This is a genomic window from Streptomyces sp. NPDC020807 (genome assembly GCF_040641575.1).
In the GTDB taxonomy this organism is placed as follows: domain Bacteria; phylum Actinomycetota; class Actinomycetes; order Streptomycetales; family Streptomycetaceae; genus Streptomyces.
The window spans coordinates 327,065-352,309 of record NZ_JBFADU010000001.1 but is presented as its reverse complement, the minus strand read 5'-3'; the positions used below and the strand labels follow the sequence as shown (position 1 = coordinate 352,309).

At 73.1% G+C, this 25,245-nt stretch carries 21 protein-coding genes; 10 read left to right on the top strand and 11 right to left on the bottom strand.

Translation table 11 applies throughout. The annotated features are described in order from the left end of the window. Positions 1-15: 15 nt before the first annotated feature. The 3 genes from AB0G79_RS01685 to pdhA (AB0G79_RS01675) are packed head-to-tail and all read right to left on the bottom strand — an operon-like array spanning position 16 to position 3,630. Positions 16-1,419: a dihydrolipoamide acetyltransferase family protein gene (locus AB0G79_RS01685; protein ID WP_360799158.1), complete on the bottom strand. Its 1,404-nt coding sequence runs from the start codon at positions 1,417-1,419 to the stop codon at positions 16-18. A gap of 31 nt (positions 1,420-1,450) precedes the next feature. Further along, a complete protein-coding gene (locus tag AB0G79_RS01680; protein ID WP_360798430.1) occupies positions 1,451-2,431 on the bottom strand; it encodes an alpha-ketoacid dehydrogenase subunit beta in 981 nt (326 codons plus the stop codon). A gap of 2 nt (positions 2,432-2,433) precedes the next feature. Further along, positions 2,434-3,630 (bottom strand): pyruvate dehydrogenase (acetyl-transferring) E1 component subunit alpha, encoded by a 1,197-nt coding sequence (pdhA, locus tag AB0G79_RS01675; RefSeq protein ID WP_360798427.1) that lies wholly within the window; start codon positions 3,628-3,630, stop codon positions 2,434-2,436. Positions 3,631-3,971: 341 nt separating this feature from the next. On the opposite strand from pdhA (AB0G79_RS01675), the gene AB0G79_RS01670 reads away from it, so the two are divergent. The 3 genes from AB0G79_RS01670 to AB0G79_RS01660 all read left to right on the top strand — a co-directional run bounded on the left by AB0G79_RS01670 (position 3,972) and on the right by AB0G79_RS01660 (position 6,360). Beyond that, the gene (locus AB0G79_RS01670) at positions 3,972-4,631 is read left to right on the top strand and encodes a response regulator transcription factor (protein WP_360798424.1); all 660 of its coding nucleotides are present in this window, start codon (positions 3,972-3,974) and stop codon (positions 4,629-4,631) included. A 220-nt stretch (positions 4,632-4,851) separates the two neighbouring features. Next, positions 4,852-5,328, top strand: a complete 477-nt coding sequence (locus tag AB0G79_RS01665; protein ID WP_360799155.1) for a pyridoxamine 5'-phosphate oxidase family protein — start codon at positions 4,852-4,854, stop codon at positions 5,326-5,328. 15 nt (positions 5,329-5,343) lie between these two features. Then, entirely contained in the window at positions 5,344-6,360 is a 1,017-nt protein-coding gene (locus AB0G79_RS01660) for a phosphotransferase (RefSeq protein WP_360798421.1), read from the top strand. Positions 6,361-6,387: 27 nt separating this feature from the next. On the opposite strand, the gene AB0G79_RS01655 is transcribed toward AB0G79_RS01660, so the two are convergent. Continuing rightward, positions 6,388-8,034, bottom strand: a complete 1,647-nt coding sequence (locus tag AB0G79_RS01655) for a protein kinase (RefSeq protein ID WP_360798418.1) — start codon at positions 8,032-8,034, stop codon at positions 6,388-6,390. Between the two features lie 277 nt (positions 8,035-8,311). Between AB0G79_RS01655 and AB0G79_RS01650 the strand changes: the two genes are divergently transcribed. The 6 genes from AB0G79_RS01650 (at position 8,312) to AB0G79_RS01625 (ending at position 16,247) form a co-directional block, all read left to right on the top strand. After that, the gene (locus AB0G79_RS01650) at positions 8,312-9,991 is read left to right on the top strand and encodes a protein kinase (RefSeq protein ID WP_360798415.1); all 1,680 of its coding nucleotides are present in this window, start codon (positions 8,312-8,314) and stop codon (positions 9,989-9,991) included. 168 nt (positions 9,992-10,159) lie between these two features. Beyond that, positions 10,160-11,059, top strand: a complete 900-nt coding sequence (locus tag AB0G79_RS01645; protein ID WP_360798412.1) for a hypothetical protein — start codon at positions 10,160-10,162, stop codon at positions 11,057-11,059. Between the two features lie 106 nt (positions 11,060-11,165). After that, positions 11,166-11,789 (top strand): PadR family transcriptional regulator, encoded by a 624-nt coding sequence (locus AB0G79_RS01640; RefSeq protein WP_360798409.1) that lies wholly within the window; start codon positions 11,166-11,168, stop codon positions 11,787-11,789. Between the two features lie 202 nt (positions 11,790-11,991). Continuing rightward, entirely contained in the window at positions 11,992-12,726 is a 735-nt protein-coding gene (locus AB0G79_RS01635; RefSeq protein ID WP_360798406.1) for an ABC transporter ATP-binding protein, read from the top strand. After that, entirely contained in the window at positions 12,723-15,587 is a 2,865-nt protein-coding gene (locus tag AB0G79_RS01630) for an ABC transporter permease (RefSeq protein WP_360798403.1), read from the top strand. Before AB0G79_RS01635 ends, AB0G79_RS01630 begins: the two co-directional genes overlap by 4 nt. A 111-nt stretch (positions 15,588-15,698) precedes the next feature. Next, positions 15,699-16,247, top strand: a complete 549-nt coding sequence (locus AB0G79_RS01625; RefSeq protein ID WP_360798400.1) for a bacterial proteasome activator family protein — start codon at positions 15,699-15,701, stop codon at positions 16,245-16,247. Between the two features lie 84 nt (positions 16,248-16,331). Here the strand turns inward: AB0G79_RS01625 and AB0G79_RS01620 are convergent, their stop codons facing one another. From AB0G79_RS01620 to pdhA (AB0G79_RS01590), 7 genes are all read right to left on the bottom strand, one after another. Next, positions 16,332-17,318, bottom strand: a complete 987-nt coding sequence (locus AB0G79_RS01620) for an NAD(P)H-quinone oxidoreductase (protein ID WP_360798397.1) — start codon at positions 17,316-17,318, stop codon at positions 16,332-16,334. 33 nt (positions 17,319-17,351) lie between these two features. Continuing rightward, complete coding sequence (locus AB0G79_RS01615) at positions 17,352-18,413, bottom strand: potassium channel family protein (protein ID WP_360799152.1); 1,062 nt, start codon at positions 18,411-18,413, stop codon at positions 17,352-17,354. A gap of 20 nt (positions 18,414-18,433) precedes the next feature. Then, the gene (locus tag AB0G79_RS01610; RefSeq protein WP_360798394.1) at positions 18,434-19,861 is read right to left on the bottom strand and encodes a molybdopterin molybdotransferase MoeA; all 1,428 of its coding nucleotides are present in this window, start codon (positions 19,859-19,861) and stop codon (positions 18,434-18,436) included. Continuing rightward, complete coding sequence (locus AB0G79_RS01605; RefSeq protein WP_360798391.1) at positions 19,858-20,745, bottom strand: NTP transferase domain-containing protein; 888 nt, start codon at positions 20,743-20,745, stop codon at positions 19,858-19,860. The genes AB0G79_RS01610 and AB0G79_RS01605 overlap by 4 nt, the downstream gene beginning before the upstream one ends. Positions 20,746-20,901: 156 nt before the next feature. Continuing rightward, positions 20,902-22,320 carry a dihydrolipoamide acetyltransferase family protein gene (locus tag AB0G79_RS01600; protein WP_360798387.1) on the bottom strand — a complete coding sequence of 473 codons (1,419 nt, stop codon included), beginning with the start codon at positions 22,318-22,320 and terminating at the stop codon, positions 20,902-20,904. Further along, a complete protein-coding gene (locus AB0G79_RS01595) occupies positions 22,320-23,369 on the bottom strand; it encodes an alpha-ketoacid dehydrogenase subunit beta (protein WP_360798384.1) in 1,050 nt (349 codons plus the stop codon). The genes AB0G79_RS01600 and AB0G79_RS01595 overlap by 1 nt, the downstream gene beginning before the upstream one ends. Then, positions 23,369-24,529, bottom strand: a complete 1,161-nt coding sequence (pdhA, locus tag AB0G79_RS01590) for a pyruvate dehydrogenase (acetyl-transferring) E1 component subunit alpha (protein ID WP_360798382.1) — start codon at positions 24,527-24,529, stop codon at positions 23,369-23,371. The genes AB0G79_RS01595 and pdhA (AB0G79_RS01590) overlap by 1 nt, the downstream gene beginning before the upstream one ends. Positions 24,530-24,706: 177 nt before the next feature. On the opposite strand from pdhA (AB0G79_RS01590), the gene AB0G79_RS01585 reads away from it, so the two are divergent. Next, positions 24,707-25,231, top strand: coding sequence for an Lrp/AsnC family transcriptional regulator (locus tag AB0G79_RS01585; RefSeq protein ID WP_360798379.1), 525 nt, complete (start codon positions 24,707-24,709; stop codon positions 25,229-25,231). Positions 25,232-25,245: the final 14 nt, after the last annotated feature.

Here is a 25,245-nt window from a genome sequence, read left to right as displayed (position 1 = left end):
GACGCAAGAAGGGCGTCAGCTCCAGGTGATGAGCCGCTTCGGCTGCTCCAGGATCGCGGCGATGTCCGCGAGGAACTTGGAGCCGAGTTCGCCGTCGACCAGGCGGTGGTCGAAGGAGAGCGCGAGCGTGGTGACCTGACGCGGCTTCACCTTGCCCTTGTGGACCCACGGCTGGAGCTTGATCGCGCCGACCGCGAGGATCGCGGACTCGCCGGGGTTCAGGATGGGCGTGCCGGTGTCGACGCCGAAGACGCCGACGTTGGTGATGGTGAAGGTGCCGCCCTGCATCGCCGCCGGGGTCGTCTTGCCCTCGCGGGCGGTGGCGACGAGTTCACTCAGGGACCGCGAGAGCTCGGGCAGGGTCTGGGCGTGCGCGTCCTTGATGTTCGGCACGATCAGACCGCGCGGGGTGGCCGCGGCGATGCCCAGGTTCACGTAGTGCTTGAGGACGATCTCCTGCGCCGCCTCGTCCCAGGCCGCGTTGATCTCCGGGTTGCGCTTGGCCGCGACGAGCACGGCCTTGGCGATGAGGAGGAGCGGGTTGACCCGCAGGCCCGCCATGTCCTTGTCGGACTTGAGCTCCTCGACCAGCTTCATCGTGCGCGTGATGTCGAAGGTCACGAACTCGGTGACGTGCGGCGCGGTGAAGGCCGAGCCGACCATGGCCGCCGCCGTGGCCTTCCGTACGCCCTTGATGGGGATACGGGTCTCCCGCGCGTCCGCCGCGACGGCGGGCGCCGCGACCGGGGCGGGGGCGGCGACCGGGGCGGCCGCGGGAGCCGGGGTCTCGACGGCCGGCGCGGGCGCCGGGGCCGCCGCCGCGTGGACGTCCTCGCGGGTGATGACGCCGTCCGGGCCGGTCGGGGTGACCGTCGCCAGGTCGACGCCGAGGTCCTTCGCGAGCTTCCGCACCGGCGGCTTGGCCAGCGGCCGTGCCACGACCGGAGCGTGGCCGTTGAGCTGCTCCGGAACGGAGACGACGGCGGGCGCGGCGACGGTTGCGACGGGCGCGGCGGCCGCACCGGCCGCCTCCTTGCGCGGCCGGCGCTTGGTGGAGCTGGCGGCGACGCCGTACCCGACGAGGACCGGCTGGCGGCCCTGCGGCTCCGCCTCCTCGGCGACGGGAGCCGCGGGTGCCGCGGGGGCCGCAGCAGCGGCCGGGGCGGCCTCCGGAGCGGCGGCGACGGGCGCGTCCCCGCCGCCCACGTTCACCGAGATGATGACCTGGCCGACGTCGACCGTGGTCCCCTCGGGGAAGAGCAGCTCGTGGACCGTGCCGTCGAACGGGATCGGCAGCTCGACGGCCGCCTTGGCCGTCTCGACCTCGATGACGACCTGGCCGTCGGTGACGGTGTCACCGGGCTGGACGTACCACTTGAGGATCTCGGCCTCGGTGAGGCCCTCGCCCACGTCGGGCATCTTGAATTCGCGGATCGTCACGATGCTCTCCTCAGTACGCCAGCGAGCGGTCGACGGCGTCGAGCACGCGGTCCAGACCCGGCAGGTACTCCTCCTCCAGGCGCGCCGGCGGATACGGCGCGTGGTAGCCGCCGACCCGCAGGACGGGGGCTTCCAGGTGGTAGAAGCAGCGCTCGGTGATCCGGGCGGCGATCTCCGCGCCGGAGCCGAAGAACACCGGGGCCTCGTGGACGACGACCAGGCGGCGGGTCTTCTCGACCGAGGCCTGGATGGTGTCGAAGTCGAGCGGGGAGATCGAGCGGAGGTCGACGACCTCGATCGACTTGCCCTCCTCGGCGGCGGCCTCGGCCGCCTCCAGGCAGGTCTTCACCATCGGCCCGTAGGCCACGAGGGTGAGGTCCGTGCCCTCGCGGGCGACGCGCGCCTTGTGCAGCTCGCCGGGGATGGCCTCGGTGTCGACCTCGCCCTTGTCCCAGTAGCGGCGCTTGGGCTCGAAGAAGATGACCGGGTCGTCGCTCTGGATCGCCTGCTGGAGCATCCAGTAGGCGTCGGAGGAGTTCGCCGGGGTGACCACCTTGAGGCCCGCGACGTGCGCGAAGAGCGACTCGGGGGACTCGGAGTGGTGCTCGACGGCGCCGATGCCGCCGCCGTACGGGATGCGGATGACGACCGGCATCTTCACGGTGCCGAGCGACCGGGCGTGGATCTTCGCCAGCTGCGTGACGATCTGGTCGTACGCCGGGAAGACGAAGCCGTCGAACTGGATCTCCACGACGGGCCGGTAGCCGCGCAGCGCGAGGCCGATCGCGGTGCCGACGATGCCGGACTCGGCGAGCGGGGTGTCGATGACGCGGTCCTCGCCGAAGTCCTTCTGGAGGCCGTCGGTGATGCGGAAGACGCCGCCGAGCTTGCCGACGTCGAGGCCCATGATGACGACCTTCGGGTCGGTCTCCAGGGCCTTGCGCAGCGACTCGTTGAGGGCCTTCGCGAGGGGAAGCTTCTGAACAGCCATGATTACTCGGCCTCTCCGTTCGCGAAGGACGCCTCGTAGGCGGAGAACTGCGCGCGCTCCTCGTCGACGAGCGCGTGCCCGTCCGCGTACGTGTGGTCGAAGATCGCCATGTGCTCCGGGACGGGCATGGCGCGCACGACCTCGCGGACCTGCTTGCCGAGCGCCTCGCTCTCCGCCTCCAGCTCCTCGAAGAAGGCCGCGTCGGCGTGGCCCTCGTTCTCCAGGTACACCTTGAGGCGGGCGATCGGGTCCTTCGCCTCCCACTCCTCGCGCTCCGCGTCGCGGCGGTAGCGCGTCGGGTCGTCGGAGGTGGTGTGGGCGGCCATGCGGTAGGTGAACGCCTCGATGAGCGTCGGGCCCTCGCCGCGACGGGCGCGCTCCAGGGCGGAGCGGGTCACGGCCAGGCAGGCGAGGACGTCGTTGCCGTCGACGCGGACGCCGGGGAAGCCGAAGCCGCGGGCGCGCTGGTAGAGCGGGACGCGGGTCTGCTTCTCGATGGGCTCGGAGATCGCCCACTGGTTGTTCTGGCAGAAGAAGACGACCGGGGCGTTGTAGACCGCGGAGAAGACGAACGACTCGTTCACGTCGCCCTGGCTGGAGGCGCCGTCACCGAAGTAGGCGAGCACGGCGGAGTCCGCGCCGTCCTTGGCGATGCCCATCGCGTAGCCGGTGGCGTGCAGGGTCTGCGAGCCGAGGACGATCGTGTACAGGTGGAAATTGTTGGTGTGGGGATCCCACCCGCCGTGGTTCACACCGCGGAACATTCCCAGCAGGTTCGTCGGGTCGACCCCGCGGCACCAGGCGACGCCGTGCTCGCGGTAGGTCGGGAAGACGTAGTCGTCGTCGCGCAGCGCGCGACCGGACCCGATCTGCGCGGCCTCCTGGCCCAGCAGCGAGGCCCACAGGCCCAGTTCGCCCTGGCGCTGGAGCGCGGTGGCCTCGGAGTCGAAGCGGCGCGTGAGGACCATGTCGCGGTAGAGACCGCGCAGTTCCTCGGCGCTCAGGTCGATGTCGTAATCGGGGTGCTGGACGCGCTCTCCCTCGGGCGTCAGCAGCTGGACGAGCTCGGGCTCAAGGGCGTCCGCCTCGGCGCGCGCGCTCGTCTTCTTGGTGGTGCTGGTGCTCGCGCTTGCGGTGCGCTTGGTGCCGCTGCTGCGTCGCGTCGTCTTGCGCGCGGCAGCAGTGCTCTCCACGGTCACGTGCGTGCTCCTCCGTCGGTCCGGCCTCCGGGTTCGCCGGTAAGCCAGTGCGGCTCTCCGCCTTATCCGTACCCTTCGCACGGGGTGGGTGCGACGCGGCCGGGGTCGGGCGTGACAGGTGCCCCGGCGAGCGCCCTGTCATAGGCACGTTACCCACAGCGCGGCATTCCCGCGAAACCCCACTTGACCTGCGATTTTGCTTGGATTTCCAAGTAAATCGAGAAAACGGGGAACAGCGGCTGGTCAGCGCGTCGGCAACGGCCGGACGGCCCGTCGGAACATCCGGCACGTTATCCCGCGCACCCCGGGCGCGGGAAGAGCCAATATGTGAGACTGGCTGCGTGCGCGAAGAAGGAAAAATCCGGGTATTTCTGCTGGACGACCACGAAGTCGTCCGGCGCGGCGTCCACGAGCTGCTCTCCGTGGAAGACGACATCGAGGTGGTCGGCGAGGCCGGAACAGCGGCGGACGCCCTGGTCAGGATCCCCGCGACCCGCCCCGACGTCGCCGTGCTCGACGTGCGGCTGCCGGACGGCAGCGGGGTGGAGGTGTGCCGCGAGATCCGCTCGCAGGACGAGTCGATCAAGTGCCTGATGCTGACCTCGTACGCCGACGACGAGGCGCTCTTCGACGCGATCATGGCCGGGGCCTCGGGTTACGTCCTCAAGGCGATCCGTGGCAACGAGCTGCTCAACGCCGTCCGCGACGTGGCGGCCGGCAAGTCGCTGCTCGACCCGGTGGCCACCGCGCGCGTCCTGGAGCGGCTGCGTGACGGCAACAACCCCAAGGGCGACGACAAGCTCGCCAACCTGACCGAGCAGGAGCGCAAGATCCTGGACCTGATCGGCGAGGGCCTGACCAACCGGGTCATCGGAGAGCGGCTCCACCTTGCGGAGAAGACCATCAAGAACTACGTCTCCAGCCTGCTGTCGAAGCTGGGCATGGAGAGGCGCTCGCAGGCCGCGGCGTACGTGGCGCGGCTCCAGGCCGAGCGTCACTGAGGCCGTATCTCCGGGCCGGGGCGGGACACCGCTCCGGCCCGTCGTCATTCACGGACTCACCCGTCCCACTTGCCTCACCCGTCTCACTTGCCTCACCCGTTTGGCCCTATCCAGGCCGATAACCCGGATTAGGGACCTACGTCCCCGGAAAAGCGGGGCAGGGGCCCCTTTCCCGACACATTGCCGGTGGCGGAGAGTGGTAGCCATGTCCACCGATGAGATCAGCGCCGACGAGATCCGCGCCATCGAATTGCTCGGCCGAGTGTCGTACGGCCGGGTGGCGACGAGCATGCGGGCGATGCCCTTCGTCGCCCCCGCCCGGCACATCGTGTCCGATGGACGAGTCGTGATCCGCATGCACAGAGGACTCGGCTACCACCGGGCGTGCAACGGCAGTGTCGTCGCCTACGAGGCGGACAACTACAGCTCGGGCGCCGAGTGGATCTGGTCGGTGCAGTTCACCGGCACCGCGGCGGTCGTCGAGCCGACCGAGGCGGAGCGCGCCTCCTTCGGTCCCGAGCCCCTGTCCGTGGACGGCGACCCCTTCGAGGCGGTCTTCCTCCGCATCGAACCGCAGTTCGTGACCGTGCACGAGCTCGACTACACCTCCGGCGCCCCCGCCCGCCCCGCCGAGCTCCCCGGCGTCCGCCCCTCCGACCGCCACTCCGTGGAGCGACACCTCCACCACGTAGCGTGATCTAACATCTGCGGGGTGCCGCGCTCATCTGCAACCCTCGCCCCGCCCGTCGGCTTACTCCTGAGTCGCTACCGGGCGGCGGGCGAGCCCCTCTCCTGCGAACCCGTCACGCAGGGCCTGCTCAACCGGGGCTACCGCCTCTCCACCACACGCGGCTCGTACTTCCTCAAACAGCACCTCGACGCCCCCACGGCCGACCGCGCCACCATCGCCCGCCAGCACCGCGCCACCCAGCGTCTGCACGCCCTCGGGCTGCCCGTGGCGCCGCCCCTCGCCGACAGCCGGGGCCGTACGGTCGCGGTCGTCGACGGCCTCTGCTACGCCCTGCACCCCTGGATCGACGGCCGCCACCGCGACGGCGCCCAGCTCTCCACCGGCTGCTCCCGTCGCCTCGGCGCCCTCCTGGGGCACGTCCACACCTGCCTGGAGCGGGTCATGGAGTCCCCGCCGCCCGGCGACGACCACCCGAGCGCCCGCCCCGAGGACACCTTCGAGGCCATCGAGGAGCTCATCCGCCTCGCCCGCGCCCACCGCCCCCACGACAGCTTCGACGCGCTCGCCGAGCACCGGCTCAGGGAACGGCGCCGGCTCCTCGCCCAGCACGCCCACCACCGGCCGCCGCCGGCCGCCGCCTCGGGCTGGGTGCACGGCGACTTCCACCCGTTCAACCTGCTCTACCAGGGCGCGAAGCCCGTCGCGATCGTCGACTGGGACCGCCTCGGGGTCCGCCCCCGCGCCGAGGAGGCGGTCAGGGCGGCCGCGATCTTCTTCGTACGGCCCGGCGGGGAGCTGGCCCTGGAGAAGGTACGGCCGTACGCGCGCGCGTACCGGCGGGCTACGGGCGCGAACGGCGGCGAGCTGGCCGCGGCGGCGCACCGGGTCTGGTGGGAGCGGCTCAACGACTTCTGGACGCTGCGCTGGCGGTACCAGCTGCACGACCGAAGGGCCGACCCGCAGTTTCCCGCGGTGTCGGCCCTGGCGGTCTGGTGGACCCGGCAGTACGAGGCGGTCCGCGACGCGTTCGCGTGCTGACCCCCGCCTGCCGCCGGGATCCCCGGATCAGCCGGTCGTCGGAGGGTCCTCCGCGGTCGGCTCCGTGCCCGGGTCGCCGTTGCCGCCGCCCCCGGTGGTGTCGTCGGTCGGCTCGACCGGCGGCTCCGTCGTCGGATCCACGGTCGGCGGCTCCGTCGTCGGCGGCTCGGTCGTCGGCGGCTCCGTGGTGGGCGGCTCCGTCGTCGGCTCGGTGGTCGGCGGCTCGGTCGTCGGCGGCTGCGTGGTGGGCACGTACGTCGTCGGCGGCGGCGTCCACGGCGCCTGCGTCTGACCGCCGTCCGAGCTGCCCGTCTCGCCGCGCGTCGGCTCCTGGGTCGGCTCCTCCGACGGCGTACTGGTCTCCTCGGACGCGGAGGTCGACGGCGAGCTGCTGACCGTCGTCGGCGTCACCACCGGGTCTTTCGTGTCCTCCTTCGCCTTGTCGAGGGCGAAGACGACGCCCGCGACGACCGCGACCAGCGCGAGCGCCACGAACAGGACCACCTTGCCGCGGCCGCCCTTGCCACCGCCCTGCGGGCCGTAGGCACCGTCCTGGCCGTAGCCGCCGTTGCCGCCCGTCCCGCCGTCGTACCCCCCGTAGCCGCCGGCGGCCCCGTCGTGCGGGTTCATCGGCGGGAGGATCGGGCCCTGCGCGGTCTCGCCGTGCATCGGGTGGCCCATCGGGGACGTCGCGGCCATGCCGCCGACCGGCGTCTGCCCGCCGTCGTGCATGGCGACCGGGCCGGTGTTCCACGCGCCCGTGTGGCCGCCGACCTGCTGGAGCATCTGGAGGCCGTACTGGACGAGCCCGCGCATCTCCTCCGCGCTCTGGAACCGGTCGTCCGGGTCCTTCGCGAGGGAGCGCATCACGAGGCCGTCGAGCTCCGGCGGCACGCCGTGGCTGACCTCGGACGGCGGGACCGGCGCGTCCTGCACGTGCTGGTAGACGACGGAGAGCGGCGTCTCACCCGTGAAGGGCGGTCGCAGCGCGAGCAGCTCGTAGAGCAGGCAGCCCGTCGCGTACAGGTCGGAGCGGTGGTCGACGGCCTTGCCGAGCGCCTGCTCGGGCGAGAGGTACTGCGGCGTGCCCATGACCATGCCGGTCTGGGTCATCGTCGACTGCGCGCCGTGCAGGGCGCGGGCGATGCCGAAGTCCATCACCTTCACCGCGCCACTGTGCGTGATGATCACGTTGGCCGGCTTGATGTCGCGGTGCACGATGCCGTGCTGGTGCGAGTACGCCAGCGCCTCCAGGACGCCGGAGACGATGATGAGGGCCTGCTCGGGGCCGGGTGCGTCGGCGCTGATCAGCAGGTCACGGATGGTGCGCCCCTCGACCAGCTCCATCACGATGTACGGCACGGGACGGCCGCCGACGATGTCCTCGCCGGAGTCGTAGACGGCGACGATCGCGTGGTGGTTCAGGCCGGCGACCGACTGCGCCTCGCGCGTGAAGCGGGCCTTCGAGACCGGGTCCTCGGCGAGATCGGAACGCAGGAGCTTCACCGCGACCGTCCGCCCGAGGCGCACGTCCTCGGCGGCGAAGACCTCGGCCATGCCGCCGCGTCCCAGACGGTGCGTCAGGCGGTACCGGCCGTCGCCGACGACGCCACCGACGCCCCACTCCCCGCCGGATTCCGGCACACCGCCACCTGCTTCGGAATCGGGTGCCATCAGTCCTCGCCGTCGTCCGTCGTGCCGTGTCCAGTCGTCACGCTACAGGCTCCGTACGACATCACGGTCCGCGATGGACCGGCCATCCAACCCCGTCCGCGTACACCTGTGCAAATTCCGACGGTTTCCCCGGACACGTCGGGAACGGTTCGCGGACACGGCCTGTGCGGAGGGTCACGGAACGGGCACGCGGCTTGACGTGTCCGGGCCCTGGGGCAGACTTGGCCAGGAAATTCCGGAATTCGACGCCGCCACGCGCGCGTAGGGGGAAGCACAGATGAGCCAGGACGGCGCACAGGGCCGCTATGCGGGCGGTTCGGTAGCGGGCGGCCGTTACCAGCTGCGCGACCTCCTCGGCGAGGGCGGCATGGCGTCGGTGTACCTGGCCTACGACTCCGCCCTCGACCGCCAGGTCGCGATCAAGACGCTCCACACCGAGCTCGGCCGCGAGCAGTCCTTCCGCGAGCGGTTCCGCCGCGAGGCGCAGGCCGTCGCGAAGCTGTCGCACACCAACATCGTCTCCGTCTTCGACACCGGCGAGGACACCCTCGACGGCGCCGTCATGCCGTACATCGTCATGGAGTACGTCGAGGGCCAGCCGCTCGGCTCGGTCCTCGCCGCCGACGTCCGGCAGTACGGGGCGATGCCCGCGGACAAGGCGCTCAAGGTCACGGCGGACGTGCTCGCCGCCCTCGAGGTCAGCCACGAGATGGGCCTGGTCCACCGGGACATCAAGCCGGGCAACGTGATGACGACCAAGCGCGGCGTGGTCAAGGTCATGGACTTCGGCATCGCGCGGGCCATGCAGTCCGGGGTCACGTCGATGACGCAGACCGGCATGGTCGTCGGCACCCCGCAGTACCTCTCCCCCGAGCAGGCCCTCGGCCGCGCGGTGGACGCCCGCTCCGACCTTTATTCGGTCGGCATCATGCTGTTCCAGCTGCTGACGGGCCGTCTCCCCTTCGACGCGGACTCTGCGCTCGCCATCGCCTACGCGCACGTGCAGGAGGAGCCGGTCGCCCCGTCCACGGTCAACCGGGCCGTGACGCCGGCGATGGACGCGCTCGTCGCGCGGGCGCTGCGGAAGAACCCGAACGAGCGGTTCCCGAGCGCCGCCGCCATGCGCGACGAGTGCCTGCGGGTCCTCTCCGCCGGCCAGACGGGCGCCCCGGTGATCGTCCAGGGCGGTCCGGTCAGCAGCGGCTCGGGCGTCGGCTCGGCGGTCTTCCCGCCCGTCGGCCAGACCCCGCCGCCGACGCCCCAGCCCGGTCCGCAGCACGGCGGCGTGCAGCAGCCGTACCTTCCGCCGACGCCGCAGCCCGGTCCGTACGGGCCCGCGACGCCGGCGCCCGGCCCGGCCTACGGCTACCCGCAGGGTCCGACCGCGCCCGTCTTCCCGACGGCGCCGACGCCCGCGCCGTACGCCCAGCAGCCCCCCGTCCACACGCCCCCGCCGCTGCCCGCGCAGTCCGGCGGCGGCTCCCGGCGGAACACGCCCGTGCTGGTCGGCGCGATCGTCGTCGCCCTGCTCGCGATCGGCGGCCTGGTCGTCGCGCTCACCCAGCAGGACGACCCGAACACGAACGCCGGCGGCGACGGCGGCACCAGCGCCGGTCCGACCGGCGGTTCGAGCCAGCCCGCGGACCCGACCGCGGCCCCCGGGCACAAGGGCCCCGACCTGACCAAGACCATCGACACGAAGAAGTGCACGGAGCCGTCGGAGTCGAACGACGACCCGGAGAAGTTCGAGGTCCCGAACTTCAAGTACAAGAACATCCAGTCGGTGAAGGCCTGCGTCCAGGCGGCCGGGTGGAAGATCATGAACCAGACCCCGGTGGACGAGGCGACGTACGGCGAGGGCACGGTCCTGGAGCAGTACCCGCCGGCCGGCCAGGACATCACCGACGCGGACGCGGAGTTCACCCTCAACGTCTCGACGGGCAACCCGCCGCAGTAGGACCGGCAACCGCCGCGGCAGGCCGGACGGCCCACCGCGGCAGGCCGGACGGCCCGGATTCCCGGGCCTCCGCCCGCCCTCTCCTCCGCCGCCCCGGATGCCGGAACTGTCCCGACATGTGACGCTGAGTCGACACCTCGGCGGCTCGGTACGGGAGGGGTTCCCCCGGTGACTCCAGCACTGCGAAGGGCGCGGGCGCGGGCCCTCGGACCCGCGCTGGCCTGCACGTTCGCCTGCGCGGTCACCCTGGTGGCCGCGCCCGCCGCGATCGGGGCGCCCTCGGTGCGACCCGCCGCGGCACCGTCGGGAGCGTCTTCGGCGCTCGCGTCTTCGGTACTCGCATCCTCGGCGCTCGCACCGACGACGCGGCCGGCCGTGCGGCCGGACACGCCGCCGCCCGCGTCGACCGCTCCCCCGAAGCCGGACAGGCCCTCCGCACGGCCCACGGGGACCACCCGGCCTCCGGGCCCCGGGGCCACGGAACCCGCGACGACGCCCCCCGCCACGACGCCGCCCACCTCGACCGCTCCCTCCACCGCTCCCTCGGCCTCGGCCACGCCCGGCCGCACCAAGGGGACGGCGACCGGCGCCCCCGCGCCCGGCGGCACCGGCCCGGCCTCCCCCTCCGGCTCCGCCTCCCCGTCCGCCTCCTCCTCCGTGCCCAGCACCACCCCGCCCACCGACGCCCCCACCCCCAGCGGCTCCGCCTCCCTCGCCGGACGCCCCGCCGCGGAGGGCCGGCCGCGCCCCGGACGGCCCGAGACGCCCGCCGCGTCGCCGAGCGACACCACCCCGTCGCCCGAGTCCGCACGTACCAGGACGGCAACAGAATCCCGGCCGCGCGGAGCCCTGGAGGAGGCCGAGGCGGTACGCGAGGAGGACGCCGTCCTGCCCGAGGCGGTGCCCACGACGCCGGCCGCGAGCGCGCCCGCCGCCGCCCCCGGCATGGCGGCCGAGGCCGCGCCCGCCTTCTCCGACCAGCGGATTCCCGTCCTCACCCTCGGCGTGGGGCTGGCCCTCATGGGTCTCGGCATCGGCTTCCTCGGACTCCGCATGCGCCGCCGCTGAGGCCGCCCGCCCCGCTCCGCCCCGGCTCCGTCCCCCTTGAGTCGGACCCTCCGCTTCCCTCTCAGGACGGTTGTCCTCGTCGGCATACTCGGTATACATACTGAGTATGTCGATCCGCCACGGGCTCCTCGCCCTCCTCGAACGCGGGCCTCGGTACGGCTCTCAGCTCCGTACGGAGTTCGAGTCCCGCACCGGCTCCACCTGGCCGCTCAACGTCGGGCAGGTCTACACGACCCTGAGCCGTCTGGAACGCGACGGGATGGTCGCGCAGGGCGGCCAGGACGAGGCGGGGCACGCGCTCTACACGATCACCGACGCCGGTCTCGCCGAGCTCAGGAGCTGGTTCGAGAAGCCGGTGGACCGCACCAGCCCCGCCCGTGACGAACTGGCCATCAAGCTCGCCATGGCCGTGGGCGCGCCCTGCGTCGACATCCGCGACGTCATCCAGTCCCAGCGCCGGCACACCGTGAAGGCCATGCAGGACTACACCCGGCTCAAGGCCCAGGCGCTCGCCGCCGTCGAGGCCGGGGGCTCGCGGGAACGCGACGACGTGGCCTGGCTGCTCGTCCTGGAGCAGCTGATCTTCCAGACGGAGGCCGAGGCCCGGTGGCTCGACCACTGCGAGTCCCGGCTGATCCGCCTGTCGGCGACCGCGCCGAGCACACCGGCCCCACCGGCCGCCCCGGCTCCGGCCGTCCCCGACGCCACCAGCACGAGCGCGGCGCGCTGACCCGGCGCTCCCGCGCCCGCTCTCGCTCGCGCATCCGCTTCCGCGCCCACTTCCGGACGCACTCGCCCATCCGCTTCCGCGCCCACTTCCGGACGCACTCGCCCATCCGCTTCCGCGCCCGCTTCCGGGCGCCCGGACGCACCTCTTCGACCGCTCGATCCGTACCGGCCGACCCGCCGCGTACGCCCAAGGGGGACCCCTCATGTCCGCACAGCAGCCCGTGCTGCAACTCCAGAACCTGACCCGCGTCCACGGCTCGGGCGCCACCGAGGTCCACGCCCTGCGCGGCATCGACCTCGCCGTGTACCCCGGCGAGCTCGTCGCCGTCATGGGCCCGTCCGGCTCCGGCAAGTCCACGCTGCTCACCATCGCGGGCGGCCTGGACACCCCGAGCTCGGGCCGGGTGATCGTCGAGGACACCGACATCACCACCGCGACCCCCAAGCAGCTCGCCGCCCTGCGCCGCCGCAGCATCGGGTACGTCTTCCAGGACTACAACCTCATCCCGGCGCTCACCGCCGCCGAGAACGTGGCGCTCCCCCGCGAGCTGGACGGCGTCTCCGCCCGCAAGGCGCGCGGCGAGGCCGTGGCCGCCCTGGAGGAGATGGGCCTCGGCCACCTCGCCGAGCGGTTCCCCGACGAGATGTCCGGTGGACAGCAGCAGCGCGTGGCCGTCGCCCGCGCGCTCGTCGGCGAGCGCCGACTCGTCCTCGCCGACGAGCCGACCGGCGCTCTCGACTCCGAGACCGGCGAGTCCGTGCTCGCCCTGCTCCGCTCCCGCTGCGACGCGGGCGCCGCCGGTGTCCTCGTCACCCACGAGCCGCGCTTCGCGGCCTGGGCGGACCGGGTCGTGTTCCTGCGGGACGGCGCGATCGTCGACCAGACCGTGCGCAGCGAGGCCGACTCCCTCCTGACGGGCCAGGTGGCGGAGGCGTGAAGACCTGGCTCCACTCCTGGCGGGCCGCGATCCGCATCGCCCGCCGTGACGCCTGGCGTTCCAAGGGCCGCAGCGCGCTCGTCCTCGCGATGATCGCCCTGCCCATCCTCGGCGTCAGCGGCCTCGACCTGACCTACCGCAGCTCCGAGCTGTCGCCCGCCGAGCGGGTGGAACGCACGATGGGCGCGGCCGACGCGGTCTTCCGGGACGCGAACGTCGAGGGCGTCCCGATCCTCCAGGACCCGCAGGGCGACATGAACGTCCCGGCGAAGGACTACGAGGACGAGCCGTGGCCGAGCGGTCCCACCGACGTCTCCCGGGCCATTCCCGCCGGTGCCACGGTCCTCACGGACCGGTCCGGCTCGGCCAAGCTGACGACGGTCCACGGTCTGCTCACCGCCGAGATCCGTGAGCTGAAGGCCTCCGACCCGGTGACGCGCGGCATCACGACGCTCCTCGACGGGCGCTTCCCGGGGAAGGACGACGAGGTCATGGCGACCTCGCACTTCCTGGAGAGCAGCGGTCTGTCGGTCGGCTCGACCCTTTCCGCCCGCAACTTCGACCGCACGTATCGGATCGTCGGCTCCTACGAACTTCCCGACTCGCTCGCCACCGACCAGATCAACGCGCTGCCGGGCGCCTTCCTCGCCCCGTACGCGAAGGCGGTCGAGAAGGCGGGCCTGCCGGCCCCCGACGTCTCCACCGCGTGGCTGGTGAAGAAGCCCGGTGGTTTCACGTGGAACAACGTCAAGGAGATCAACACCAAGGGCGTCTACATGACCTCGCGGGCCGTCCTCCTCGACCCGCCCGCGAAGTCCGAGGTCCCGCTGTACGCGAAGGACAACTACGGCAGCTGGGACACCAGCTCTGGTGCCGATGCCTACGCCCTCGCCGTCATCGGGACCGTCGTCGGCCTGGCGATGCTGGAGATCTGCCTGCTCGCCGGTCCCGCGTTCGCGGTCGGCGCCCGCCGCTCGCGCCGTCAGCTCGGCCTGGTCGGAGCCAACGGCGGCACCCGCAGCCACATCCGGGCCATCGTGCTCAGCGGTGGTCTGGTCATCGGCGTCGCCGCGGCCGTCACCGGCACGGTCCTCGCCGTGATCCTCACCCTGCTGCTCCAGCCGGTCCTCGAAGACATGATGAACCAGCGGTTCGGCGCCTTCGACATCCGGCCGCTCGAACTCCTCGGCATCGCGTTCCTCGCCGTCCTGACCGGTCTGCTCGCCGCGATCGTCCCGGCGATCACCGCCTCGCGGCAGACCGTCCTCGCCTCGCTCACGGGCCGGCGCGGGATCCGGCACAGCAGCCGGGTCCTGCCGGTGATCGGTCTCGTGGCCGCCCTCGCGGGCGCCGCCATCGCGCTCTTCGGCTCGCTCGTCACGGAGCAGTTCCTCCTCGTGGCGGCGGGCTCCGCCCTCGCCGAGCTGGGCATCGTGGCGATGACCCCCGCCCTGGTGGGTCTCTTCGGCCGGACCGGGCGCTGGCTGCCGCTCTCGCCGCGGCTCGCGCTGCGGGACGCCGTCCGCAACCGGGGACGTACGGCACCGGCCGTCGCCGCCGTCCTCGCCGCCGTGGCGGGCACGGTCGCCGTCTCCACCTTCATGGCCAGCAGCACGGCGCAGCAGGAGGCCGAGTACACCGCACGGCTGCCGCACGGTGTGGTCTCCGCCTTCGTCACGGAGGAAGGCGGACGGGACGTCCCCGCCGTCCGCGAGGCGATCCAGCGGACCTTCCCCGTCGACGTCCGCGCCGACGTCGAGCGGATCGCGGTCGGCAAGCCCGGCTGCGAGCCGTGGAGCAGCGCGGCGGGCTGCGGCCGGTACGAGGTCGTGATCCCCCGGGCGAACGAGTGCCCGCTGTACGCGTTCACGTCCGACGGCAGCGACCCCGCGGAGAAGTTCACGCCCGAGCAGCGCCGGAAGATGCTCACCGACGACTGGCGTTGCTCGCGCTCCTCCGTCGGCTGGCAGGCCACCGACGCCGGTCTCGTCGTCGGCGACGCGAAGGTCCTCCAGGTCCTCGGCATCGACGACCCGGACGCCGCGAAGGCCCTCGCCGAGGGGAAGATCGTCACCTTCACCCGGTCCCCGCTCGCGAAGGACGGCACCGTCGGCATCAAGAAGGTCACCGACATGGCCGCCGTCGAGAAGGCCTCCGAGGAGGGCAAGCCCACCCCCGGGAAGATCACCCCGGTCCGCGCCTACCTGGTCCCCGGCGACAAGGAGTCCTACGGCGTCGAGATGCTGATGACGCCGGCCACCGCCAAGGCCGCCGGCTTCGGGACCGCGCCGCTCGGCGCGTACGTCAGCACCGAGCGGATGCCGAACGGCGAGCAGCGCCAGAAGCTCGACGCCGAGATCGCCAAGCTCGGCAGCGGTGTCGACCTGTACCTGGAGGAGGGCTTCGTCGACGACCGGGGCATCTTCGTGATCTCGCTGGCCGTCTTCGCCGGTCTCGTCACCATCGGTGCCGCCGGCATCGCAACCGGCCTGGCCCAGGCCGACGCCGAGGCCGACCTGAAGACGCTCGCGGCCGTCGGCGCCCCGCCGAGGGTCCGCCGCACGCTCAGCGGCTTCCAGTGCGGTGTGGTCGCCGCGATGGGTGTGCTCCTCGGTGCGGCGGCGGGCGTTCTGCCCGCGGTCGGCCTCCGCCTCACCGAGGGGCGCGAACGCCTCGCCTTCTACGAGCAGGCCCTCGCCCAGGGTTGGGACAACGGCATGTCGGGCCCGCCGGAAACGCCGATCGTCATCCCCTGGGAGACCCTGGGCGGCCTCCTGATCGCCGTGCCGCTGGGCGCCGCCCTCCTCGCCGCGCTCGTCACCCGCTCACGCGGCGCGATGTCCCGCCGCGAGGCGACCTGACGGATCCGGGCCCGTACGGTCCGTTGCTTTCCTGTGCCCCTGTACGAGGGTGGATCATTCTCGTACAGGGGCACACCGTGTGATGAGGCATGTGTGCGAGAGAATGGCGGCATGGAGATGCCGAGGAATGACAGGTCGCAGGAGAGCCCCCAGGTCCTCATCGTGGGACAGGACGGAATGGCGCTCGGCGGCGCTCAGGGTGGCGACGAACCCCGCGAGGTCCCGGTGACGGAAATGGTCGAACAGCCCGCGAAGGTCATGCGGATCGGCAGCATGATCAAGCAGCTCCTGGAGGAAGTACGGGCGGCACCTCTCGACGAGGCCAGCCGTGTCCGGCTCAAGGACATTCACGCCAGCTCCGTGAAGGAGCTGGAGGACGGGCTCGCTCCCGAGCTCGTCGAGGAACTGGAGCGGCTCTCCCTGCCGTTCACCGACGAGGCGATCCCCTCCGAGGCGGAACTGCGGATCGCCCAGGCCCAGTTGGTGGGGTGGCTCGAAGGACTCTTCCACGGGATCCAGACGGCGCTGTTCGCCCAGCAGATGGCGGCCCGCGCCCAGTTGGAGCAGATGCGCCGGGCACTCCCGCCGGGCGCCTCGCACGACGATGACGACGACGACCGCGGCCACGGCCACGCGGTCCGCTCTGGACCGTACCTGTAGGTCCCGAGCAGGCGTACGGGGAAGGGCCCGGCACAACTCCTGTGCCGGGCCCTTCGCTTGCCTGTGTACGGGTACGGGTACGGGTCAGGCGCCGGGCGCGAGCAGCAGCACCTTGCCGACGTGGTCGCCGGACTCCAGGATCCTGTGGGCCTCGGCGGCGTCCGGCATCGGAACGGTCCGGTCGACGACGGGGCGGACCGTGCCCGCGCCGATCAGCGGCCACACGTGTTCCCGTACGGCGGCGACGATCGCCGCCTTCTCCTGCTCCGGGCGGGTGCGCAGGGTCGTCGCCATCACGGCCGCCCGCTTGGCGAGCAGCGCCCGGAGGTTCACCTCGGCCTTCACCCCGCCCTGGAGTCCGATGATCACCAGGCGGCCGTTGACGGCCAGCGCCTCGATGTTCCGCTCCAGGTACTTGGCGCCGACGATGTCGAGGATGACGTCCGCCCCGGCCCCGTCCGTCGCCTTGTGCAGCTCCGCGACGAAGTCCTGCTCGCGGTAGTCGATGAGGACGTCCGCGCCCAGCTCCGCGCAGCGGGCGAGCTTCGCGGGGCTTCCGGCCGTGACCACGACCCGGGCGCCGACCGCCTTCGCCAGCTGGATCGCCATCGTGCCGATCCCGCTCGCCCCGCCGTGCACGAGCAGCGTCTCGCCCGGCCGCAGGTGGGCGATCATGAAGATGTTGGACCAGACGGTGCAGGCCACTTCGGGGAGCGCGGCGGCCGTCGTCAGGTCGACGCCCTCCGGCACGGGCAGGAGCTGGCCGACCGGGACGGCGACCTTCTCGGCGTAGCCGCCGCCGACGAGCAGCGCGCACACCTCGTCGCCGACGGACCAGCCCGTCACCCCGGCGCCGAGGGCGACGATCCGCCCGGAGCATTCGAGGCCGGGGTACGGGGACGTGCCCGGCGGCGGGTCGTAGAAGCCCTGGCGCTGGAGCAGGTCGGCGCGGTTGACGGCGCTCGCCACCACCTCGACGAGCACCTCGCCCTCGCCGGGCACGGGCTCGGGGACCTCGGCCCACACGAGCGACTCGGGACCACCGGGTTCGGGAATCGTGATCGCGTACATGGCGGCGAGGCTACTCCCGTGACCGCCGTTCGCTCAGTCCTCGTCCGGCGTGGAGAGCGGTGCCACCGGCGCGGCGCGGACGATGGTGATCACGCGGTCGGTGGCCTGGAGCGGACTCGCGGCCCGGTCGTCGTAGCCGAGCAGCCGGTGGCCGCGGAGCACGCTCACCACGAGGTCCTCGGTCTCCCGGCAGCTCTTGCCGACCTCGCTCTTGGTCACCGGGCGTTCGACGAGGTCGAGGCCGGAGCCCTGCTGGATGAGGTCCTCCATCACCGTGCCCGCGCTGGGGCTCAGGACCGAGAGGCCGAGGAGCCGGCCGGCGGCGCTGGCGCTGGTGATGACCGCGTCCGCGCCGGACTGGCGCAGCAGCGGCGCGTTCTCCTCCTCGCGGACCGCGGCGACGATCTTCGCGCCCTTGTTGAGCTGGCGGGCCGTCAGGGTGACCAGGACGGCCGTGTCGTCGCGCTGGGTGGCGATGACGATCTGACGGGCCCTCTGGACTTCGGCCCGCAGCAGGACGTCGCTGCGGGTGGCGTCGCCGATGACCCCGACGAAGCCGTTCGCGTTCGCGCTCTCGATGACCTTGTTGGAGGGGTCGACGATGACGATCTGGTCCTTGCGGAGACCGGTCGAGCAGAGCGTCTGGATCGCGGACCGGCCCTTCGTACCGAAGCCGACGATGACGGTGTGGTCGCGCAAGGTGGACCTCCAGCGATTCAGCCGGAACTCCTCCCGGGTCCGCTCCGTGAGGACCTCGAGAGTGGTGCCGACCAGGATGATCAGGAACAGCACGCGCAGGGGCGTGACCAGCAGGACGTTGGCGAGCCGCGCCGAGTCGCTGTACGGGACGATGTCGCCGTACCCGGTGGTAGAGAGCGTCACGGTGGCGTAGTAGACGCAGTCGAGGAAGTCGAGCGTCTCGTTGGCGTTGTCGTGGTAGCCCGCGCGGTCGACGTAGACGATGAGCACCGTCAGGATCAGCACGCCCAGCGCCATGAGGAGCCGCTTGCCGACCTGGCGCAGCGGCTTCTCGATGACGCGGCGGGGCAGTCGGATCTGGGGTCCCGCGATCTTCTCGTCGGCCTGGCGGGCCATGACGTCACGACTGGGAAGTTTCACGTGAAACACGCTCCTATGGCGGCCGGACCGGTTCCCCGCGCGGTCGTCCAGGGGAGACCGAGGATCTCCAGTGGCCGACCCGTGCGGGCGCCGTGGGGCGGGACGACGGCGAGGCCGTCCGCGACGGCGATGCCCCGGAGCATGGCGGGGCCGTTGTAGTGCAGGGGGACGGCCCGTCCGGCGCGGAGGACGACGGGGACGAGCCGGGTGTCGTGGGGATGCCCCTGGATCTCGTCCCCGGCGGGGACGTGGTGGCCCTCGCCGGTTCCGTTACGGGTCCCCAGCAGGGCCGCGAGCAGTGGCTCGGCCAGCGTGAGGAGTCCGGAGACCGCGGCGAGCGGGTTGCCGGGCAGCCCCACGAGGTGGCGGGCTGCGCCGTCCGGCCCCGTGAGGCGGGCGAGGAGCATCGGGTGGCCGGGGCGGACCTTCACACCGTCGACGAGGAGGGTGGCTCCCGCAGCGTCGAGCACGCGGTGCAGGTGGTCCACGGGCCCGGCCGCGGTCCCGCCGGTCGTGATCAACAGGTCGGCGGTGGAGCCGGTGACGGCCGCGTACAGCTCCTCGGCGTCGTCGCCGATCCGGCGGGTGGTGACGGGCTCGGTGCCGAGCGCCTCGCACCAGGGGCCGAGCATCGGGCCGAGCGCGTCACGGATGAGGCCCTCGTGGGGCAGCCCGGCCGTGAGCAGCTCGTCACCGAGCACCAGGACCTCCACGCGGGGGCGGGGCCGGACGGGGAGCGCGTCGTACCCGGCGGCGGCGGCGAGGCCGAGGACGGCGGGGGTGACGGCGGTTCCGGCGGGGAGCAGCTCGTCCCCGGCGCGGCACTCCTGGCCCCGGGGACGGATGTCCTGCCGGTCCCGCACCTCGCGCAGCGCGTGCACACGCCGTCCCACCGGCGCGGCGGTCGGCTCGGGCCGCGCGGCGTCGACTCCCGCCTGCTCGGTTCTCGCGGTGTCGGTTCCCCGCTGCTCGGTCCGCGCGGGTGCACCCCCCGTCTGCTCGGTCCTCGCGTGTTCCGTGCGGATGACGGCGCTGGTTCCCGGGGGGACGCGGGCGCCGGTGGCGATCCGTACGGCCTCGCCCTCGGACAGGGCGGGGGCGGGCGCGTGGCCCGCGAGGACGGCGCCCTCCTCCCGTACCGTCCACGGCCCCTCCCCCGCGACGGCCCAGCCGTCCATGGCGGAGGTGTCGAAGGAGGGCAGGTCGGTGAGGGCCGTGAGCGGTTCGGCGAGGACCCGGTCGAGCGCGGCGCCGAGCGGCAGGCGCAGCGGCTCGCGGCCCTCCCGGCCGGCGCGGGCCCCGGCGCCGGCCAGGGCTGCGCGGGACCGCGCCTCGGGCCAGGCGGTGGCGCGGTGCGGCGGCTCGTCGGGCTGCGGGCGGGGGACGGTCTCGGGGGCCACGGGGGCGGTCTCCTGGAGGGTCATCCCGCCTCGTCCTGCTCGGCGGCCCAGCGTTTGGCGAGCTCCGCCGCCTTGCGGGCCGCTTCGGCGACCGCCTCCGGGCCGCCGTCGGCGCCCGCGCGCGCCGCCGCGTATCCGACCAGGAAGGTGGTCAGGGGCGCGGCGGGCCGGGCGACCCCGTGGGCGGCGTCGCGGGCGAGGTCGAGCAGCACGCCGGTGTCGACGTCCAGTTCGATGCCCAGTTCGTCCTTGACTGCGGTGATCCATTCGTCCAGCACAGCCCCATGCTCCCTGATGCGGGCCCGGGCCGCGGCGATGTCCTCCCAGGTGTCGCAGTCGAAGGAGGCGAGCGGCCCGGCGGCGACCCGGGTGAGGCGCAGGCCGTCGGTGACGTACCGCAGCGGAAGGTGGGCGAGGCCGCGGTGGGTGTGCGCGAGACCGGTCAGTTCGCGCTCCAGCGGCCGCCTCCGGTACGCGGCGACGAGCGGCTGGTCGCGGCCCTCGGCGTCGGTGAGGAGGGCGGCCTCGGCGTCTGGGGTCTCCACGAGCGCGGCGAGCAGGCGCCGGACGGTGTCCCGGTCGAGGAAGGGCAGGTCGGCGGAGAGGACGAGGAGGACGGCCGCCCCGGTCTCGCGCACGCCCGCGGCGAGGGCGGCGACGGGGCCCTCGCCCGGCGGCTCCTCCCGGGTCCAGCGGACGGGGCGGGCGGTCGGGCGGGGAGCGCCGACGACGACGGCCCGGTCGGCGTCGGGGCAGGCGGCGAGGACCCGGTCGAGGAGGGTCCGCCCCCCGACCCGCACGCCGGGCTTGTCGGAGCCGCCGAGCCGCCGGGCCGCGCCCCCGGCGAGCACGACGACGTCGTACCCGCCGGACGCGTCGTCACGTACGGCGTCATCTGCTGTGGTCACCCCAGCAGTATGGTCCGCGTGGTCCACCGGGGCGTACAGACGTCCGGCCCGTCTCTCTGGGCGAGACGGGCCGGACGAGGCGCGGCGGACGAGACGGTTCGGACGGGACGGTTCGGACGGGACGGACCCGGCAGGGCGGACGCGCCGGACGGGGCGTCAGACCGTACGGAGCAGGACCGCCGGCTGTTCGACGCAGTCGGCGACGTACCGCAGGAAGCCGCCCGCCGTGCCGCCGTCGCAGACCCGGTGGTCGAAGGTGAGCGAGAGCTGCACCACCTGACGCACGGCCAGCTCGCCCTGGTGGACCCAGGGTTTGGGGATGATCCGGCCGACGCCGAGCATCGCCGCCTCGGGGTGGTTGATGATCGGCGTGGAGCCGTCGACCCCGAACACCCCGTAGTTGTTGAGCGTGAACGTGCCGCCGGTGAGGTCGGCCGGCGTGAGCGCGCCCTGCCGGGCGGACTCGGTGAGCCGGGCGAACTCCTCGGTGAGCGACTCGGCCGTCCGTGTGCCCGCGTCGCGGACCACCGGGACGACCAGACCGCGCGGGGTCTGGGCGGCGAAGCCGAGGTGCACGGCCGGCAGCCGGACGATCTCCCGGGCCGCCGTGTCCACCGTGGAGTTGAGCTCGGGGAACCGGGCCAGGGCGTGGGCGCAGATCCGGGCGAGGAGCGCGAGGAGCGAGATCTTCGGCCCGCCCGCCGCGTTCATCGCCGCGCGGGCCGCCATCAGTTCGGTCGCGTCGGCGTCGACCCAGCAGGTCGCGTCGGGGATCTCCGTGCGGCTGCGGGACAGCTTGTCCGCCACCGCACCGCGCAGACCGCGCAGCGGGACCCGCTCGCCCGCCGGGGCGGCGGCGGGGGCCGACGCCGGGACGGGTGCGGGGGAGACGGCCGGGCGCTCCAGGTCCGCGAGCGCCCGTTCCACGTCCGCGCGCAGGATCAGACCCTCGGGACCCGAGCCGCGGACGGCCCGCAGGTCGAGCCCCCGGTCCCGGGCCAGCTTCCGCACGAGCGGCGAGATGACGGGCACGGGCCCTTCGGGCACCGCGGAGACCGCCACCGAGGAGGCGGGAGCAGGCGCCTGCGCCGGAGCGAGAGCCCGGGCCGGCGCCGCGGCCGCGACCGGGGCCGGGGCGGGGGCGGGGGCGGGGGCTTGGGACGCCGCGGCGGCCGGGTTCTCGTGCCGCACCCGGCGACGGCGGGCCGCCGGGCCCGCCGTGCCGTAGCCGACGAGGACGTTGCCCGAGTACTCCGAGGAGACCGCGTCGCCCGCGGTCGTCCGCGCGGCCTCGGGGGCCGCCTGGGCGAGCTCCTCCGGCGCGCCCGTGCCACCGACGGCGACCGTCAGGAGCGGCGCGCCGACGGGCAGTTCGGTGCCCTCCTCGCCGTACCGCGCGGTGACGACACCGCCGTACGGACAGGGCACCTCGACCATCGCCTTGGCCGTCTCGACCTCCACGACCGGCTGGTCGATGGCGACGACGTCGCCGACGGCGACGAGCCAGCGGACGATCTCGGCCTCGGTGAGTCCCTCACCGAGGTCGGGCAGCTTGAACTCCAGGACCTGGGCCATCAGCTCTGCGCCTCCCACTGCAGGCGCGCCACCGCGTCCAGGACCCGGTCCACGCCGGGCAGGTGGTGCCGCTCCAGCATCGGCGGCGGGTACGGGAGGTCGAAGCCCGCGACCCGCAGCACCGGGGCCTCCAGGTGGTGGAAGCAGCGCTCGGTCACGCGCGCGACGATCTCCGCGCCCGGTCCCGCGAAGCGGGTCGACTCGTGGACCACGATCGCGCGGCCGGTGCGCCGCACCGAGGCGCAGACGGTCTCGTCGTCGAACGGCACGAGCGAGCGCAGGTCGACGACCTCCAGGTCCCAGCCCTCCGCCTGGGCGGCCTCCGCGGCCTCCAGGCAGACCGGGACGGACGGGCCATAGGTGATCAGGGTCGCGCCGGTGCCCCGGCGCCGTACGACCGCCTTGCCGATCGGCTCGACGGGCGCGGGCGCCTCGGGGGACCAGTCGGCCTTGGACCAGTAGAGCCGCTTGGGCTCCAGGAAGACCACGGGGTCGTCGGAGGCGATGGCCGCGCGCAGCAGCCCGTAGGCGTCCTCGACGGTCGCCGGGGTGACGACGTGCAGGCCGGGGGTGGCCATGTAGTACGCCTCGGAGGAGTCGCTGTGGTGCTCGACGCCGCCGATCCCGCCGCCGTACGGCACACGGATCACCATGGGCATCGGCATCGCCCCGCGCGTGCGGTTCCGCATCTTCGCCACGTGGGAGATCAGCTGCTCGAACGCCGGATAGGCGAAGGCGTCGAACTGCATCTCGACGACCGGCCGCAGCCCGTACATCGCCATGCCGACGGCCGCGCCGAGGATGCCCGCCTCGGCCAGCGGGGTGTCGGTGCAGCGCTCCTCGCCGAACTCCTTGGCGAGCCCGTCGGTGACGCGGAAGACGCCGCCGAGCGTGCCGACGTCCTCGCCCATCACGTGGACGGTGGGGTCCTCGGCCATCGCGTCGCGCATGGCGCGCTGGAGCGCCTGCGCCATCGTCGCGGGCTTGGCCTTCGCGGCGCCCGCGGCGGCCTTCGCCGCGGCGGGACCGCTCGTCGTCGCGGTCGTCATCACGCCTCACCCTCGGCGTCGAGCTCGGCGCGCAGCTGCGCCGCCTGCTCGCGCAGCTGCGCGGTCTGCTCCGCGTACACATGGGAGAACAGGTCCATCGGGTCGAGCACCGGGTCGGCGTTCATCCGCTCGCGCAACTGGGCCGCCATCGTCTCGGCGGCCTCGGCCGCGGCACGCCTGCCGTCCTCGTCGAGCAGGCCGCGCTCCGTCAGCTCCCGTTCGAGCAGCAGGATCGGGTCGTGCGCCCGCCAGGCCTCGACCTCGCCGGCCGCGCGGTAGCGGGAGGCGTCGTCGGCGTTGGTGTGGGCGTCGATCCGGTACGTGATGGCCTCGACGAGGGTGGGTCCGCCGCCGGCCCGCGCGCGGGCCACGGCCTCGGTCAGCACCTGGTGGACGGCGACCGCGTCGTTCCCGTCGACGAGCCGGCCCGGCATCCCGTACCCGACGGCCTTGTGGGCGAGGGAGGGGGCGGCGGTCTGCTTGGCGAGCGGCACGGAGATCGCGAAGCCGTTGTTCTGCACGAAGAAGACCACGGGGGCCTGCCAGACGGCGGCGAAGTTCAGCGCCTCGTGGAAGTCGCCCTCGCTGGTGCCGCCGTCGCCGATCATGGCGAGGGCGACGACGTCGTCGCCCTTGAGGCGGGCCGCGTGGGCGAGGCCCACGGCGTGCGGGAGCTGGGTGGCGAGCGGGGTGCAGAGCGGCGCGATGCGGTGCTCGTGCGGGTCGTACCCGGTGTGCCAGTCGCCGCGCAGCAGCGTCAGCGCCTGGACGGGGTCGAGGCCGCGGGCGACGGCGGCCAGGGTGTCGCGGTACGAGGGGAAGAGCCAGTCACGCTCCTCCAGGGCGAGGGCGGCGCCGATCTCGCACGCCTCCTGGCCGGTGGTGGACGGATACACGGCGAGGCGGCCCTGCTTGGTGAGGGCGGTGGCCTGCGCGTTGTACCGGCGGCCGCGGATCAGCTCCGCGTACAGCCGCAGCAGCAGCGCGGGGTCGGTGTCGGCCACGGCGTCCGTGCCGAGCACGCGCAGCGGCTCGGCGTCGGGCAGCAGCGGAGCGGGGTCGGTACGGGGCTGCCAGGCCGGCGGCGGCGTCGGCCGGTGGGGGGAAGCGGCAGCGGGCGGCTCTTGGACTGTCGAACTGCGCTGTTGCAACGAGTCCACCTCCTCGTGGGGGCGGGCATAAGACCCTCAGGCGGGCAGCGCGAGTGTGTCGCGCCTCACCTACCGATTGTTCGGTCGTGGAGGCATTTTGGCTACAGGCGCCACCAGCCTGTGGACAAACGGTTCTCCACGGCCTGGGATAGGAGCAGGTCGTCCACCGGAGAGAGGCGGGGGCACATGGCGGATGAACAAATGGCCGAGGACTGGGACCAGGTCGTCACACCAGCGCAGACACCGCCCGTACCGGGCGTTCCCGCACGTCCCCTCGACCCCATCGACCGGGACATCCTGCGCATACTCCAGAAGGACGGCCGGGCCTCGGTCCGCTCGGTGGCCGAGCGGGTGCACGTCTCCCGCGCCAACGCGTACGCGCGGATCAACCGGCTCATCGACGACGGGGTCATCCGCGGCTTCAGCGCGCGCGTGAACCACGAGCGCGCGGGCCAGGGCGCCTCCGCCTACATCACCCTCAAGATCGTCCAGAACTCCTGGCGGACGGTCCGCGAACAGCTCGGGGCCCTGCCGGGCGCCACGCACATCGCGCTGGTCAGCGGCGATTTCGACGTCCTGCTGCTCGTCCACACCCCCGACAACAGGACCCTGCGCGAGCTCGTGCTGACCAAGCTCCAGTCGATCCCCGAGGTGCTCTCCACCCGGACCCTGCTGGTCTTCGAGGAAACGGACCTGGACCCGGGCCTCTGACCGGAGACCAGGGC

Bases quoted from the DNA above. Each gene is read 5' to 3' on its own strand.
- AB0G79_RS01620 (WP_360798397.1), bottom strand. From the start codon at position 17,318: ATGTACGCGATCACGATTCCCGAACCCGGTGGTCCCGAGTCGCTCGTG.
- AB0G79_RS01635 (WP_360798406.1), top strand. From the start codon at position 11,992: ATGTCCGCACAGCAGCCCGTGCTGCAACTCCAGAACCTGACCCGCGTC.
- AB0G79_RS01610 (WP_360798394.1), bottom strand. From the start codon at position 19,861: ATGACCCTCCAGGAGACCGCCCCCGTGGCCCCCGAGACCGTCCCCCGC.
- AB0G79_RS01685 (WP_360799158.1), bottom strand. From the start codon at position 1,419: ATGCCCGACGTGGGCGAGGGCCTCACCGAGGCCGAGATCCTCAAGTGG.
- AB0G79_RS01655 (WP_360798418.1), bottom strand. From the start codon at position 8,034: ATGGCACCCGATTCCGAAGCAGGTGGCGGTGTGCCGGAATCCGGCGGG.
- AB0G79_RS01615 (WP_360799152.1), bottom strand. From the start codon at position 18,413: ATGGCCCGCCAGGCCGACGAGAAGATCGCGGGACCCCAGATCCGACTG.
- AB0G79_RS01585 (WP_360798379.1), top strand. From the start codon at position 24,707: ATGGCGGATGAACAAATGGCCGAGGACTGGGACCAGGTCGTCACACCA.
- AB0G79_RS01640 (WP_360798409.1), top strand. From the start codon at position 11,166: ATGTCGATCCGCCACGGGCTCCTCGCCCTCCTCGAACGCGGGCCTCGG.
- AB0G79_RS01625 (WP_360798400.1), top strand. From the start codon at position 15,699: ATGGAGATGCCGAGGAATGACAGGTCGCAGGAGAGCCCCCAGGTCCTC.
- AB0G79_RS01650 (WP_360798415.1), top strand. From the start codon at position 8,312: ATGAGCCAGGACGGCGCACAGGGCCGCTATGCGGGCGGTTCGGTAGCG.
- AB0G79_RS01600 (WP_360798387.1), bottom strand. From the start codon at position 22,320: ATGGCCCAGGTCCTGGAGTTCAAGCTGCCCGACCTCGGTGAGGGACTC.
- AB0G79_RS01680 (WP_360798430.1), bottom strand. From the start codon at position 2,431: ATGGCTGTTCAGAAGCTTCCCCTCGCGAAGGCCCTCAACGAGTCGCTG.
- AB0G79_RS01595 (WP_360798384.1), bottom strand. From the start codon at position 23,369: ATGACGACCGCGACGACGAGCGGTCCCGCCGCGGCGAAGGCCGCCGCG.